Source organism: Pantoea sp. 1.19 (assembly GCF_001922585.1).
GTDB lineage: Bacteria > Pseudomonadota > Gammaproteobacteria > Enterobacterales > Enterobacteriaceae > 1-19.
In genome coordinates, this window is sequence record NZ_MRBS01000007.1 from 1 (window position 1) to 16,090 (window position 16,090).

At 58.1% G+C, this 16,090-nt stretch carries 10 protein-coding genes; 7 read left to right on the forward strand and 3 right to left on the reverse strand.

Going from position 1 to position 16,090, the window contains the following annotated elements; translation table 11 throughout:
* Positions 1-111 precede the first annotated feature (111 nt).
* Positions 112-327 (reverse strand): hypothetical protein, encoded by a 216-nt coding sequence (locus BS626_RS12960; RefSeq protein WP_075182821.1) that lies wholly within the window; start codon positions 325-327, stop codon positions 112-114.
* A 328-nt stretch (positions 328-655) separates the two neighbouring features.
* Here BS626_RS12960 and BS626_RS12965 point away from each other — a divergent pair, with 328 nt between their 5' ends.
* The 5 genes from BS626_RS12965 to aceK all read left to right on the forward strand — a co-directional run bounded on the left by BS626_RS12965 (position 656) and on the right by aceK (position 7,898).
* On the forward strand, positions 656-1,810 hold the full coding sequence (locus tag BS626_RS12965; RefSeq protein WP_075182822.1) for a porin: 1,155 nt from the start codon (positions 656-658) through the stop codon (positions 1,808-1,810).
* Between the two features lie 150 nt (positions 1,811-1,960).
* Positions 1,961-2,890 carry a homoserine O-succinyltransferase gene (metA, locus tag BS626_RS12970; protein WP_075182823.1) on the forward strand — a complete coding sequence of 310 codons (930 nt, stop codon included), beginning with the start codon at positions 1,961-1,963 and terminating at the stop codon, positions 2,888-2,890.
* Positions 2,891-3,151: 261 nt separating this feature from the next.
* On the forward strand, positions 3,152-4,747 hold the full coding sequence (gene aceB / locus BS626_RS12975; protein ID WP_075182824.1) for a malate synthase A: 1,596 nt from the start codon (positions 3,152-3,154) through the stop codon (positions 4,745-4,747).
* Positions 4,748-4,763: 16 nt separating this feature from the next.
* Positions 4,764-6,068: an isocitrate lyase gene (aceA, locus tag BS626_RS12980; protein ID WP_075182825.1), complete on the forward strand. Its 1,305-nt coding sequence runs from the start codon at positions 4,764-4,766 to the stop codon at positions 6,066-6,068.
* A gap of 84 nt (positions 6,069-6,152) precedes the next feature.
* A complete protein-coding gene (gene aceK, locus BS626_RS12985; protein ID WP_075182826.1) occupies positions 6,153-7,898 on the forward strand; it encodes a bifunctional isocitrate dehydrogenase kinase/phosphatase in 1,746 nt (581 codons plus the stop codon).
* On the opposite strand, the gene iclR is transcribed toward aceK, so the two are convergent.
* Positions 7,895-8,728: a glyoxylate bypass operon transcriptional repressor IclR gene (iclR, locus tag BS626_RS12990; RefSeq protein ID WP_075182827.1), complete on the reverse strand. Its 834-nt coding sequence runs from the start codon at positions 8,726-8,728 to the stop codon at positions 7,895-7,897. The two genes, aceK and iclR, sit on opposite strands and share 4 nt — an antisense overlap.
* 194 nt (positions 8,729-8,922) lie before the next feature.
* On the opposite strand from iclR, the gene metH reads away from it, so the two are divergent.
* Positions 8,923-12,606, forward strand: a complete 3,684-nt coding sequence (metH, locus tag BS626_RS12995) for a methionine synthase (RefSeq protein WP_075182828.1) — start codon at positions 8,923-8,925, stop codon at positions 12,604-12,606.
* A 3-nt stretch (positions 12,607-12,609) separates the two neighbouring features.
* On the opposite strand, the gene BS626_RS13000 is transcribed toward metH, so the two are convergent.
* Complete coding sequence (locus tag BS626_RS13000) at positions 12,610-13,539, reverse strand: fimbrial protein (RefSeq protein ID WP_170870465.1); 930 nt, start codon at positions 13,537-13,539, stop codon at positions 12,610-12,612.
* Positions 13,540-14,451: 912 nt separating this feature from the next.
* Here BS626_RS13000 and BS626_RS13005 point away from each other — a divergent pair.
* Positions 14,452-16,083, forward strand: coding sequence for a Na/Pi cotransporter family protein (locus tag BS626_RS13005; RefSeq protein ID WP_075182830.1), 1,632 nt, complete (start codon positions 14,452-14,454; stop codon positions 16,081-16,083).
* Positions 16,084-16,090: the final 7 nt, after the last annotated feature.

Here is a 16,090-nt window from a genome sequence, read left to right on the forward strand (position 1 = left end):
AAGACCGGGCCTTTTGTTTTGCGCGCGGTTTGCGGCGGGCGCCCCGGCCCGACGGTCGGGTTTTTTTGCGTTCAGGCGCCCCGCGCGGCCGCCACCCCGACGCGCCGCGCATCAGCGCCCCTCCCCGCTATCCAGCAGCGCCGCGGGCGTATTGATATTGGCAAAAGCGGCGGGCGTATCAAACTCAACCGCCAGCCCTCCGCACTGACTGAAAAAAGCCAGTACGCGCCGTTCGTTGCGCGCCAGAAAGGCGGCCAGCGGTGCGGCCAGCGTGGCGTGCAGCAGGGCGTGGGTCGGGCGATCGCGGCCGCCGGCGCGGGCCCACACGGCGCGTCGATCGCCCCTGGCCCGCTAGAGGTCCCGGGCCAGGGTCAGTGGAATGGCGGGGGCATCGCAGGCGGCAAACAGATACCAGGGGCTGAGCGGATGCTGCAGGGGCGCTAACTATTTCCCTACTTTCCTGCGGTGACGACCTGACTATCTCCAAGCCGTGCAGGATATTTTTCCGCAAATTACGCTTTTTTATACAGCAATAGACTAAAAAAGCGGTTCATGCCTGCTTAGCACAAAAATCCCAGTAATCCCCGCCCGGCTCTTTCAAAATCACCAGCCGCTTAAAAGAACGTAGCTGAACAACTGCATCACGGAGTGAGTAATGGCAAAACAGGGCACAAAGGGAAGAGGGGCGGCGCAGGCTATCGTATGGGGCAGCGTGTTGTGGAGCAGCGCTGCGCTGGCAGAAGTCACCCTGCTGCAGCAGGATCGGGACAATCCCGACTGGCTTAGCCGTTTGAATCTGGCGGTTGGCGGCAGTATTCGCCCGCAATTCAATAACATGACCGGCAGCGGCGATAAAGGATCGTTTAAGCGTAACGGTTTTGATGGCGGCACGCGGTTCCGCTTCAGCGCCGATTACGCCCTGCGCGATGGCGTTAGCTGGATTACCTACTACGAAGTGGGGGTCAATGTCCCTAAAGTGTTTAACTGGGAGCCGCACTACGCGCCGGGTGCCCCTAATACCACAAAACGGATGCTCTATACCGGCCTGAAGGCCGGAGAGATGGGGACACTGACCCTTGGCCAGCAGAACAGCGTTTACTACGATGTGGTGGGGGCGAAAACCGATATCTGGGACGATGATATGCTGGGCCAGGCGCCGGGAAATGGCATCAGCGGTGACTACGACGGTTCTTACCGCGCCCGTAAGCAGATGAAGTTCAAAAACCGCTATGGTCAGACCGAGCTGTACGGGGCCTGGCTGTTTCCCGACAGCGAATACCTGCCCGGTGACGGTACGCGCTATCGGCGTAAGGGCGGCGGATCGCTGGGTGTCGACTATCACTTCTCTCCGGACCTGGTGTGGGGCATTGCGTGGAATGAGACGCGCGCGGAGATCAAGCGGCCCGCTGGCGGCGATGCCAAACGCTACGATCAGCACATTATTGGCACCGCACTGAGCTGGACGCCGGCGCAATGGACCTTTGCTGCCGGCGGCGGCTGGTATAAAAACTTCCTGAAGACGGCCAGTCATCGACCGGACAGCTACTTTGCTGGCGATGCCTGGGGCATTGAATATTTTGCCGGTTATAAGGTGCCTGTGGGGCGGGCGGCGCTGAAAAGCGTACAGCCCTATATCATGGGGGACCGACTGCAATACACCACGGGGCGTGACTATCATCGCATTGATAACGGCCTTGGGATCACCTTTCAGTTCGACTACGGCTTTCGCGTGGATTATGAGCACGTATTTACTTCCAGCAGCGACAACCTCGGCGATATGAATCTGGTGCGTCTGCGCTACGACTTCTGATCGACAAGCGGCCGGCTACAGGCCGGCCGGATCGGCAGCCTGAAACATCTTCATCCATCGCCTCATCACTCGACAGCGCCGGAGATTCGGGGTATCTTCAGGCATCTGGATGTCTAAACGGTTATAGTGTTATGAGTGAGGAAGTGGGCAATGCCAATCAGGGTTCCCGATGATTTACCCGCCGTGAGCTTTTTGCGCAAAGAGAACGTCTTTGTGATGACCAGCTCACGCGCCAGCACGCAGGAGATCCGTCCGCTGAAGGTGCTGGTGCTGAATCTGATGCCAAAAAAAATTGAAACGGAAAATCAGTTTCTACGGCTGCTGTCGAATTCTCCGTTACAGATCGACATCCAGCTGCTGCGCATCGATAGTCGGGAATCACGGAACACCCCCAGCGAACATTTGAACAACTTCTACTGTAACTTCGAAGATATCCAGCATGACAATTACGACGGGCTGATCGTAACCGGCGCACCGCTGGGCCTGGTTGACTTTTGCGACGTTGCTTACTGGCCACAAATTGAAAGGGTGCTGCACTGGGCAAAAGAGCACGTGACCTCGACGCTGTTCGTCTGCTGGGCGGTGCAGGCGGCACTGAATATTCTGTACGGTATCCCCAAACAAACGCGAGAAACCAAACTGTCAGGCGTATTTGAACACACGATAAGTCATCCGCATGCGCTGCTGACGCGGGGCTTTGACGACACCTTCCTGGCACCGCATTCACGCTACGCCGATTTTCCTGCTCACCTGATTCGCCAGTATACCGATCTGGAGATCTTCGCTGAGTCGGCGGAGGGGGACGCCTACCTGTTTGCCAGCCCGGATAAGCGGATAGCCTTCGTTACCGGTCATCCCGAATATGATGCGTTCACGCTGGCGAATGAGTATCTCCGCGATGTTGAGGCCGGACTGGCGCCGCCGGTGCCGGAAAACTACTTTCCGAACGATGATCCCCAGCGACCGCCGCGCGCCAGCTGGCGCAGTCATGGCAATCTCCTGTTCACTAACTGGCTGAACTACTACGTTTATCAGATTACGCCGTACGATCTGCGTCAGATGAATCCAACCCTCGAGTAAAGCGACTCTCCTCCCTGGGGCCGCACTGGCGGCCCTTTTTTTGCCTCTGTTAAATAACAAAATCGAAAACCATTATTTTGATTATAAAAATACTAATTTAATCAGTTAGTTATTTAATTTTGTTCAATTAAATGGAAATAGGTTTTGATTTTAATTTTTCGATCGTTATAGTGAGGATCGACAGGCGAAAAAACAGGCGATAGCGTGTTCCATGACGGATCGCGATCGCAGGGTAAGATCTTCACGATGAGGGCGGCGCCAATGCAGCAGACATTAACCGATGAATTTGTTTTTAATCATGAGGATGGAAAAAAAAACCGGCAAATTCTGACCGATGATGCCGTCGCTTTTCTCCGTGAACTGGTGGTGCGCTTTGCACCAAAACGTACCGCACTGTTGGCGGAACGTACGCTGTGCCAGCGCGAGTATGATGCGGGAAAATGCCCATCTTTCTCTTCGGAAATGGATTCCATTAAAAAAAGTGACTGGACGATACGCGGCATCCCCCGCGATCTGCAGGATCGCCGGGTCGAGATTACCGGGCCGGTGGATCGCAAAATGGTCATTAATGCACTTAATGCTAACGTCAACGTGTTCATGGCTGACTTTGAGGACTCCCTTGCACCGGAATGGGACAAATTGATCGACGGGCAGATTAATTTGCGCGATGCGGTGCGCGGCACAATCAGTTACACCAATGAGGCGGGAAAAATTTATCAGCTACAGCCGAATCCGGCGGTGCTGATCTGTCGCGTGCGCGGCCTGCATCTTCCGGAAAAGCACGTGACCTGGCGCAGTGAACCGATTCCCGGTTGCCTGTTTGACTTCGCCCTGTACTTTTTCCACAACGCGGAAGCGCTGCTGGCGAAGGGTAGCGGTCCCTATTTTTATTTGCCTAAGACGCAATCGTGGCGCGAAGCGGCCTGGTGGAGCGAAGTCTTCAGCTACGCTGAAGACCGCTTTAATATGCCGCGCGGCACCATCAAGGCCACGCTGCTGATTGAAACCCTGCCAGCGGTGTTCCAGATGGACGAGATCCTGTGGAGCCTGCGTGATCATATTGTCGGACTCAATTGTGGGCGCTGGGACTACATCTTTAGCTACATCAAAACGCTCAGGCAGCATCCCGATCGGGTACTGCCAGATCGTCAGTCGGTGACCATGGATAAAGGTTTTCTGGATGCTTACTCACGACTGCTGATCAGAACCTGCCACCGGCGCGGCGCTTTTGCGATGGGGGGAATGGCGGCGTTTATTCCCAGCAAGGATCGCGAACGTAATGCCTGGGTACTGAATAAAGTGCGTGCGGACAAGGAGCGTGAGGCGGCTAACGGCCATGACGGCACCTGGATTGCGCATCCCGGCCTGGCCGATACCGTGCGCGAGGTGTTCGATCAGGCGCTGGGCGAGCGGCACAACCAGCTGGATGTGCGGCGCGATGAAGATGCTCCGATTACGGCCGACATGCTGCTGGCACCCTGTGACGGTGAGCGCACCGAAGCCGGAATGCGGGCCAACATCCGCGTGGCGGTGCAATACATCGAAGCGTGGATTAGCGGAAACGGCTGCGTGCCGATTTACGGATTAATGGAAGATGCCGCCACCGCCGAGATCGCCCGTACCTCGATCTGGCAATGGATACGTCATCAAAAAACCCTGAGCAACGGTGAAGTGGTCACCGTTGCGCTATTCCGGCGCATGCTGGGCGAAGAGCTGCGGGTGATCCAGGAAGAGCTGGGCGATCAGCGGTTTAGTCAGGGACGCTTTGAGGAGGCTACCCGCCTGATGGAGCGCATCACCACCGAATCTGAACTGGTTGAATTCTTAACCCTGCCGGGTTACCGCTTACTGGCCTGATAATAAGGAGCATCCCATGACTTCTCGTACCCAACAAATTGAGCAGCTGCAACAGCAGTGGCGCGATGCGCGCTGGCAGGGCATTACCCGTTCATACACGGCGGAAGAGGTCATCAAGCTGCGGGGGTCGGTCAATCCGGCCTGCACGCTGGCGCAGCGCGGTGCTGAAAAACTGTGGAGCCTGCTCAACGGCGGGGCAAAAAAAGGCTATATCAACAGCCTCGGGGCGTTGACCGGGGGGCAGGCGCTGCAGCAGGCGAAAGCCGGCGTAGAAGCGATTTATTTGTCGGGCTGGCAGGTGGCGGCGGACGCCAACCTGGCCGGCAGCATGTACCCGGATCAGTCGCTCTATCCGGTCAACTCCGTCCCGGCGGTGGTGGATCGGATCAACAACACGTTCCGCCGCGCCGATCAGATCCAGTGGGCCGGCGGTATCGATCGTGACGATCCGCGGTATATCGACTATTTTCTGCCGATCGTCGCGGATGCTGAAGCAGGATTCGGCGGGGTACTTAACGCCTTTGAGCTGATGAAGGCGATGATTACCGCGGGGGCGGCGGCGGTTCACTTTGAAGACCAGCTGGCCGCGGTGAAAAAATGCGGTCATATGGGCGGTAAAGTTCTGGTGCCGACCCAGGAAGCGATTCAAAAGCTGATCGCCGCGCGACTGGCGGCGGACGTAATGGACGTACCGACGGTGCTGATTGCCCGTACCGATGCCGATGCCGCCGATTTGCTGACCTCGGATTGCGACCCCTACGACAGCGCGTTTGTGACCGGCGAACGCACGGCGGAAGGTTTCTTTCGCACCCGCGCCGGGATTGATCAGGCCATTAGCCGCGGTCTGGCCTATGCGCCCTGGGCTGACGTACTGTGGTGCGAAACTTCCACGCCGGACCTGGTGCTGGCGAAACGCTTTGCCGATGCCATTCATGCGCGCTTTCCCGGTAAGCTGCTGGCCTATAACTGCTCACCGTCATTTAACTGGAAGAAAAATCTCGATGACCATACCATCGCGCACTTTCAGCAGTCGCTGGCGGAGATGGGCTATGCCTTTCAGTTCATTACCCTGGCGGGCATCCACAGCATGTGGTTCAACATGTTCGATCTGGCGCACGCTTACGCGCAGGGCGAGGGAATGCGTCACTATGTGGAAAAAGTGCAGCAGCCGGAGTTTGCCGCCCGCGATCGGGGTTATACCTTCTCCGCGCATCAGCAGGAGGTGGGTACCGGCTACTTCGACAGCGTCACGACGATCATTCAGGGTGGCGCCTCATCGGTCACGGCGCTGACCGGGTCGACGGAGGAGCAGCAATTCTGATCGCCCGTCCGGGCCATCCGACCCTCCCGCCGCTATCGGTGGGAGGGCATCCGTCACCGTTGCGTTCGATCGGGAGATTATCCGATGCCCCCTCTGGAATCGCTGATAGCGCACACCATTCTGCAGGGCTTTGACGCCCAGTATGGTCGCTTCCTGGAGATCACCGCCGGGGCGCAGCAACGTTTTGAACAGGCTGACTGGCCGGCAGTGCAGCAGGCGATGAAAGCCCGTATCCATCTCTACGATCATCACGTCGGGCTGGTTGTGGAACAGTTGCGCTGCATGACCGGCGGCCGGCAAACCGATCCGGCGCTGCTGGCGCGGATTAAAAGCCTGTATACCGGGATGCTGGCCGAATACCCGCGCTTCGAAATTGCCGAAAGCTTTTTCAACTCGGTCTACTGCCGGTTATTTAATCATCAGGCTCTCACCCCGGAGCGGCTGTTTATCTTCAGCGCCCAGCCGGAGCGCCGCTTCAAATCGTTCCCTCGTCCGCTGGCGCGGCGCTTTACGCCAGGCGACAAGGGGTGGCCGGCGATGCTCTCCCGGATGCTGACCGAGCTGCCGCTGCGCCTGCCGTGGCAAAACGTCGCGCGCGATGCCGACTACATTTACGCCCACCTGCAGGAAAACTTTGCCGCCGACCAGCTGGCCGCGGGATATTTGCAGGTGGCGAATGAGCTGTTTTATCGGAACAAAGCCGCCTGGCTGGTGGGCAAGCTGTGCCTGCCGTCCGGCGTATTTGCGTTTCTCCTGCCGATCCACCGTAGCGATGAGGGGGAGCTGGTGGTCGATACCTGCCTGACCCGGCGGCGCGAAGCCAGCATTGTCTTCGGCTTTGCCCGCTCCTACTTCATGGTCTATGCTCCGCTGCCGGCGGCGCTGGTCGAGTGGCTACGCGAGATCCTGCCGGGTAAAAGCACTGCCGAGCTGTACATGGCGATCGGCTGTCAAAAGCACGGTAAAACCGAAAGCTATCGCGAATTTCTACACTATATACGCCAGACGGATGAGCCGTATGTCATTGCTCCGGGCGTCAAAGGGATGGTCATGCTGGTGTTCACGCTACCGGGATTCGATCGGGTGTTTAAAGTGATCAAAGATCGTTTTGCGCCGCAGAAAGAGGTGACGGCAGAGCGGGTGCGCGAATGCTATCAGCTGGTCAAAGAGCATGATCGGGTTGGGCGCATGGCCGATACCCAGGAGTTTGAAAACTTTGCGCTGGAAAAGGCGCGAATCAGCCCGGCGCTGCTGGCCGATCTGCTGCGGGAAGTGCCGGAGAAGCTAAGCGAGCGTGACGGTATGCTGATCATCAGCCACCTCTACCTGGAGCGGCGGATGACCCCGCTCAACATCTGGCTGGCCCGGGCGAACGACCGGGAACGGCGTGAGGCGATCGAAGAGTACGGCAACGCCATCCGTCAGCTGGCGGCGGCAAATATTTTTCCCGGCGATATGCTGTACAAAAACTTCGGTGTCACCCGTCACGGGCGGGTGGTGTTTTACGACTACGATGAAATCAGCTATATGACTGAGATGTGCTTTCGCGATATCCCTGCCGCCCGCTATCCGGAGGACGAACTCAGTCACGACCCCTGGTACAGCGTCTCACCGCAGGATGTTTTCCCGGAGGAGTTCCGCCACTACCTGTGCGCCGATCCGGCCATTGCGGCGCTGTTTGATGAGATGCACGGTGAACTGTTTCAGGCCAGCTACTGGCGCGGGCTGCAGCAGCGCATTCGCGATGGACACATTGAAGACGTCTATGCCTACCGGCGGCGGCAGCGCTTCTGCGTACGCTTTGCCGCCGCCACCGCGCGTCCGGCTTAGCGTCCGCCGCCGTATTCGCGGGTGATCTCTTTGGCGGCCTTAATCACCAGCGCCCCCAGCTCGGTTACCCGGTCGTCGGTAATGCGCGACAGCGGGCCGGAGATGGAAATCGCAGCGAAGGGCTGGTGGTGTTCGTCATAAATACAGGCGGCGACGCAGCGCAGGCCGAGGGCGTGCTCCTCATCATCAAATGAAAAGCCTGCCTTGCGGATTTGTGCCAGATTCTCCTTCAGGCCCTGCGGAGCCATCAGCGTTCGTGGCGTGTAGTGATGCAGTCCCTTGCGATGCAGCAGCTCGCTGACCTGCTCATCGTTCAGGTTGGCGAGAAAGGCTTTGCCGGCTCCGGAGGCGTGCATCGGCAGTTTGCCGCCAATCGGCGCCGACATGCGCATCAGCTGGGTACACTGCACCTGATCGATGATCACCGCCTGGTGATCGCTCAAATCCAGCACCGCCAGATTCACCGTTTCGCCAGAATCCTCCATCAGCTTGCGCAGCATCGGGTGCACCATCGCCAGCAGGTTGCGGCTCTGCAGAAAGCTGCTGCCAACCACAAAAGCGTGGGCGCCGATGGTCCAGTAGCCGAGGTCGCCCACCTGACGTACAAAGCCTTGCTGCTGCATGGTGGTCAGCAGACGATGCGTGGTGGAGTTCGGTAAACCAGCCTGCTGGGCCAGCTCGGTCAGCGCCACGCTGCCGTGCGATTCGGCAATCAGCTCCAGCAGCGTCAGGCCGCGGGTCAGCGACTGCACTTGGCCGGTGGGCACGGCGCTTTTATCGGCGGCGGCGCGGGGTTTTTTACCGCGTTTGGCGGGAGCGGGGGTAGCCATACGAACTCCTGTAAATTTCACTATATGGAAATCATTTTCGTTTTATTGGCGCACAATGCAACTGCTGTGAGTCTGGTCGGATCTGTCGGCTAACTGGCCTGAAGATGTCTCAGCATGGTTAGCTTTTACCCACGCAGAAGATATGCCAGTATGTCCTGCTGGCAGCGTGCCAGCGGACGCAGGAAGGGATTGACGTGAGCAACAGAATCGACGCACTGTACCAGCAGCTGGCCAACCGTATCCTGGTGCTGGACGGCGGCATGGGGACGATGATCCAACGCTACCGGCTGGAGGAGCAGGAGTATCGCGGGGCGCGCTTCGCCGACTGGCCGTGCGATCTGAAGGGCAACAACGATCTGCTGGTGCTGACGCAGCCGGCGATCATTCGCGAAATCCATCACGGCTACCTCGAGGCCGGTGCCGATATTCTGGAAACCAACACCTTCAACGCCACGTCAATCGCCATGGCGGATTATCAAATGGGCGCGCTGTCGGCGGAGATGAACCTCGCCGCGGCCAGGCTGGCGCGCGAATGCTGCGATGCCTGGACGGCGCGCACACCCGAGCGGCCACGCTATGTTGCTGGCGTACTGGGCCCTACCAACCGCACCTGTTCTCTCTCGCCGGACGTGAACGATCCCGCCTTTCGTAACATCACCTTTATGGAGCTGGTCGCAGCTTACCGGGAGTCGACCCGCGCGCTGATCGCCGGCGGTGCAGACCTCATTATGATTGAGACGGTGTTCGATACGCTGAACGCCAAGGCGGCCATTTTTGCCGTCCAGACGGAATTTGATGCGCTGGGGGTGACGCTGCCGCTGATGATTTCCGGCACCATCACCGACGCCTCCGGGCGGACCCTCTCCGGGCAAACGACCGAAGCGTTTTACAACTCGCTGCGCCACGCGCAGCCGCTCTCCTTTGGTCTGAACTGCGCACTGGGGCCGGATGAGCTGCGGATGTACGTTGCCGAACTGTCGCGCATTGCCGAAGGCTACGTCACCGCTCACCCTAACGCCGGGCTGCCGAACGCCTTTGGGGAATACGATCTCGATGCCGATGTCATGGCCGGGCAGATTGGCGAATGGGCGCGCGCCGGCTTTTTAAACATTGTCGGCGGCTGCTGCGGTACCACGCCGGCGCACATTGCGGCGATGGTGCGCGCGGTGGAAAACGTACCGCCGCGCCCGCTGCCAACCCTGCCGATCGCCTGCCGGCTCTCCGGGCTGGAACCGCTCAACATCGGTGCAGATACCCTGTTTGTGAACGTCGGGGAACGCACCAACGTTACCGGATCCGCGAAGTTTAAGCGGCTGATTAAAGAAGAAAAGTACAACGAAGCGCTGGAGGTTGCGCTGCAGCAGGTGCAAAGTGGCGCGCAACTCATTGATATCAATATGGATGAGGGCATGCTCGACGCCGAGGCGGCGATGGTGCGCTTCCTCAACCTGATTGCCGGCGAGCCGGATATCGCCCGCGTGCCAATCATGATCGACTCCTCGCGCTGGGAGGTTATCGAGAAAGGGCTGCAGTGTATTCAGGGTAAAGGCATCGTCAACTCGATCTCGATGAAAGAGGGCGAGGCGCAGTTTCTCGATCATGCGCGGCGGATACGCCGCTACGGCGCGGCGGTAGTGGTGATGGCGTTTGATGAGGTCGGCCAGGCCGACACCCGCGCGCGCAAAATTGAGATCTGCCGCCGCGCCTATCGGCTGCTGACTGAAGACGTCGGGTTTCCGCCGGAGGACATCATCTTTGACCCGAACATTTTTGCCGTGGCCACCGGTATTGAAGAGCACAATCACTACGCCATGGATTTTATCGGCGCCTGCGAAGACATTAAGCGCGAACTGCCGCACGCGCTGATTTCCGGCGGTGTTTCCAACGTTTCGTTTTCGTTTCGCGGCAATGATCCGGTGCGCGAAGCGATCCACGCGGTGTTTCTCTACTACGCCATCCGCAACGGGATGGACATGGGCATCGTTAACGCCGGTCAGCTGGCGATCTATGACGATTTACCCGCTGAATTACGCGAGGCCGTGGAGGACGTGATCCTCCATCGTCGCGATGACGGCACCGAGCGGCTGCTGGCGCTGGCAGAACGCTATCGCGGCAGCAAAAACGACGATGACAGCAGCAAGCTGCAGGCCGAGTGGCGAAGCTGGGCGGTCGAAAAACGCCTTGAATATGCGCTGGTTAAGGGCATCACTGAATTTATTGAGGAAGATACGGAAGCCGCGCGGCTGAACGCCAGCCGGCCCATTGAGGTGATTGAAGGTCCGCTCATGGCCGGGATGAATGTGGTCGGCGATCTGTTTGGCGAGGGTAAAATGTTCCTGCCGCAGGTGGTCAAATCGGCGCGGGTCATGAAGCAGGCGGTCGCCTATCTGGAACCGTTTATCAAGGCCAGCAAAGCGCAGGGCAGCAGCAACGGCAAAATCGTGCTGGCCACGGTCAAAGGGGATGTGCACGACATCGGCAAGAATATCGTTGGCGTTGTTTTACAGTGCAACAACTACGAGATCATTGACCTTGGCGTTATGGTGCCCAGCGATAAGATTTTGAAAACTGCCATCGAGCAACAGGCGGATATCATTGGTCTGTCCGGACTGATTACGCCGTCGCTGGATGAGATGGTTAACGTGGCGAAAGAGATGGAACGCCAGGGGTTGACACTGCCGTTGCTGATTGGCGGCGCCACCACCTCGAAGGCACACACGGCGGTAAAAATCGAGCAGCACTACAGCGGTCCGACGGTCTACGTACAAAACGCGTCGCGTACTGTTGGCGTGGTATCGGCGCTGCTGTCAGCCAGCCAGCGCGACGCGTTTGTCGCCCGCACGCGCCGGGAGTATGACACGGTGCGCATCCAGCACGGGCGTAAGAAGCCGCGCACTCCACCGGTGACGCTAAAAACGGCGCGCGATAATGATTTTGCCTGGGACTGGGCGGGCTATACGCCGCCGGTTGCGCACCGCCCCGGCGTCAGCCCGGTGCAGGCCAGCATTGCGACGTTACGCAACTACATCGACTGGACGCCGTTTTTTATGACCTGGTCGCTGGCCGGAAAATATCCGCGCATCCTTGAGGATGACGTGGTGGGTGAAGAAGCGCAGCGGCTGTTTACCGATGCCAATGCGCTGCTCGACAGCCTGGCGGCGGCAGGTTCGCTGACGCCTCGCGGCGTTGTGGGGATTTTTCCGGCTAATCGGGTCGGCGATGACATCGAGATTTACGCCGATGAATCGCGCTCTCAGGTTATTGAAGTAAGTCATCACTTACGTCAGCAGACAGAAAAATCCGGCTTTGCTAACTACTGCCTGGCAGATTTTATCGCGCCCAAAAGCAGTGGTAAGGCCGATTATCTCGGCGCGTTTGCCGTGACCGGCGGGCTGGAAGAAGATGCGCTGGCCGAGGCGTTTGACCGCCAGCATGATGATTACAACAAGATCATGGTGAAAGCGGTGGCTGACCGACTGGCCGAAGCGTTCGCCGAATACCTGCATGAGCGGGTGCGCAAGGTCATCTGGGGCTATGCCGCCCACGAAAATCTCAGTAATGACGAGCTGATCCGCGAAAACTATCAGGGCATTCGCCCGGCTCCGGGCTATCCGGCCTGTCCGGAGCACACGGAAAAAGCGCAAATCTGGCGGCTGCTTGACGTTGAACACCATACCGGTATGCGCCTGACCGAGTCGTTTGCCATGTGGCCGGGCGCGTCGGTTGCCGGCTGGTACTTCAGCCATCCCGAGAGTAAATACTTTGCCGTAGCGCAGCTGCAGCGCGATCAGATTGAGGATTACGCCGTGCGCAAGGGCATGGCGATCGGCGAGGTGGAGCGCTGGCTGGCACCGAATCTGGGCTATGACGCCGACTGAAACTCATTTATAGCTAACGGTAAAATTGACTTTGGCATTGGCGCGGCCAGCTTGCGGACTGTCCGCCGTTTTAATGTAGCGCGCATAAAAGTTCAGTACCGTTTCGCCGCGCGTGATGGCACCCGCCGGCGTGGCGGTACCGAGCGGAAAGGCCGTAACGCCATCCTCCCGCAAGATCTGAACTCCCACGCCCTTCGCCGTAGAGGTGCTGTCCAGGCCTGTGATGCCGTTGACGGCGTCGACTATCGTCGAGCCATTGACGGGCGTGAAGGTGACATTGACGATATTGTTCAGGCTGCTACCGGTTGCGCAATTGGTCAATGGAATTTGAAAGCGCTGCGGTTTACTCGTCGGGTGAAGGGTGCTGATGGAGACATTCCCCATCGGGACCGAGGTGACCGCGCCGGCGTTCGCTACCGTACAACTCTCTGCGGTCAGCGTGATGGAGAAGTCTGAGGTCAGAAAGGTGTTGTTCAGCGTGGTCAGCGACGACTTTCCCTTCACCACGTGCGTACCCGGCTCAATGTCACCGATTTTCACCAGCAGGACGCCGAGGGTAGGCGTATAAGTGTAGCTACCAGCAGGAACCTGCTGATTAAGCGGGAAAAAAAGGGAGTCTTTAATGTTACCGAACGTTTTTATTCGCGTTAAGACGCCCACACCGGGGATGTTAGTCGGAAAGACCCTGCCGGCCGATGTGGGATAGCCGTTAGCGACCACATCCACCGGAGCGGCGGCTGAGGTATTGATGGCCGTAACGATAATCGGATTAGAGTAACAGTATAAGTAGGCGTAGCCACTCCAGTTAATATACAGCGTTTTTTCATCGCCAATAATGCTGCCGATGGGGGCCGATCGCGCCACGCTGATACCGCTGAATGTTCCACTGACATTGATCGTATCATCGTAGATATTCCACGCCGTAGACCACATGCAGGTATGTGATGGCTGTACGACCGTGTTGGCAGAGCGTGCATGCACTGAAAAAAAACAGAGTAGCAGGAACATTAATAATGATGCTGATTTCATTTTTTATTTTCCGGGAAGAATATCCAGTAAGTTATTGTGGTTTTTTCTCACTGCGTCGTTAATCATTTCCGTGATTATAGGCAAGCACCAGGTGGTGACTGCGCCTGTGAATAATGCATGAGGATGCGAAAGCGGCCTGACGCATTGTGATCATTAATGGATAAAGCAGCTTACCGTCCGCGGGCGGAACAGTATTGTCACTCATCCCCGTCAGGGAAAAAGACTGGCGGGTTCTGGCGCTGTTTAAAAGGGTGCCCGATATTGGATTATTCAATGTGGCGTCGCAGAGAACCGCGTGCCAATGACCCGGCTCCGTGACTGCGCCCCGAGCCGGGAATACCGCGACGCACGGTATGACAGGGTTGTACTATGCTGACAAGCCGCAGGGGCACGGCGTGTTGATAACGCACCTAAAATCATACCGTGAAGAAGAATAAAGTGTAAATAATTAGTTAACGCAGCCGATGGGTAAAGTTTTAAGTACCGGATTACAATTTTTTGCGATTAATAGTATCGCTATTTATTTTTTTCTGGGTTTTTTTACGATTATTCACTCTGTATTCCGCATACATATTAACAGCCGGATGCGATCGGCGCGGCAGCGCTTCCCCGCCCGGCAGGGGATCGGGACGTGCCACTCCTCAGGCCGTGAAGGCGGACCACGTGATATCCGTACGGCGACAGGAGGGAAGAGGATACCGGCGCGCGGTCACGATGAACATCGCACCCTGCTCGCCAACATGCTGTTATTATCTACTATTAAGACGGCGCGCCGCGCGCGTTGCCGGTAAGCATTAAGGGCCAGGAGAGATACAGGTGTTAACGCTGCTGAATTTACTGTCTGCCGTCGCCATGCTGGTATGGGGAACCCATATCGTACGCAGCGGCGTCATGCGCGTCTGGGGGGCCGATTTGCGCCGGATACTGAGCCGCAGCGTAGAGCGTAAGCCGATGGCGTTTCTCGCCGGACTGGGCGTGACGGCGCTGGTGCAAAGCAGTAACGCCACGGCGATGCTGGTGACGTCATTCGTGGCTCAGGGACTGATGGGACTCACCCCGGCGCTGGTGATGATTCTGGGGGCCGATGTTGGCACGGCGCTGATGGCGAGGGTGCTGACCTTTGATCTCTCGTGGCTCTCACCGCTGTTTATCTTCTTTGGCGTGATCTTCTTTCTGGGGCGCAAACAGACCCGTGCCGGACAGCTGGGGCGCGCGGCGATTGGGCTGGGGCTGATTCTGCTGGCGCTGCAGCTGATTGTTGCCGCCGCGGCCCCCATCACGCAGGCCTCGGGGGTAAAAGTTATTTTTTCCTCCCTGACCGGTGACATCATGATGGATGCGCTGATTGGGGCGGTCTTTGCCATCATCAGCTATTCAAGCCTCGCGGCGGTACTGATCGCAGCAACGTTAACCGCTACCGGTGTGATCTCCTTTAAGGTTGCTCTCTGTCTGGTGGTAGGGGCCAATCTTGGCAGCGGACTGGTCGCTATGCTAAATACCAGCGCCTCCAACGCCGCAGGTAAACGCGTGGCGCTTGGCAGCCTGCTGTTTAAATTTATCGGCAGTCTCGCAGTACTGCCGTTTATTGATTCGCTGGCATCCTGGCTGGATCGACTGCCGATGAACGACGAAGAGCTGGTGATTTTCTTCCACCTGTTCTACAACCTGATTCGTTGCCTGATCATGGTACCGTTTGCCGCCCCGATGGCGGCGCTGTGTCAGCGGCTGATTGCCGAAGAGCCGGAAACGGAGTCGCGGCTTAAGCCGCGCCATCTGGACAGCAGCGCGCTGGATACACCCACGCTGGCGCTGGCCAACGCCGCGCGTGAGACCCTGCGTATTGGCGACGTGGTGGAACAGATGGTGATGGGGCTGAGCCGCGTGGTGCACGGCGAGCCGCGCGCCGAGCGCGAAGTGCGTAAGCTGGACGACGATGTCGATGTGCTCTATACCGCCATCAAACTCTACCTGGCGCAGATGCCCAAGGAGGATCTGGCGCAGGAGGATTCCCGCCGCTGGGCGGAGATTATCGAAACGGCGATGAACCTCGAGATGGCGGGCGATATCATTGAGCGGATGGGGGGCGATGTGGCAGATAAATCGCTGGCGGCGCGGCGGGCATTTTCTGCCGAGGGGCTTCAGGAGCTGGATACGTTACTTGAACAGCTGCTCGGCAACCTGCGACTCAGCCTGTCGGTGTTTCTCTCGCGTGACATCACCAGTGCCCGACGACTGCGCCGCGCCAAACACCGCTTTCGCATCACCAACCGCCGTTATGCCCACGATCATGTCGAGCGCCTGCATCAGCACAACGTACAAAGCCTGGAAACCAGTTCTCTGCATCTCGGGCTGCTGGGCGATATGAAGCGCTTAAACTCGCTGTTTTGCGCCGTCGCCTACAGCGTGCTGGAGCAGCCCGACGATGACGACAGACGCGGCGGGGAATAATCCACAC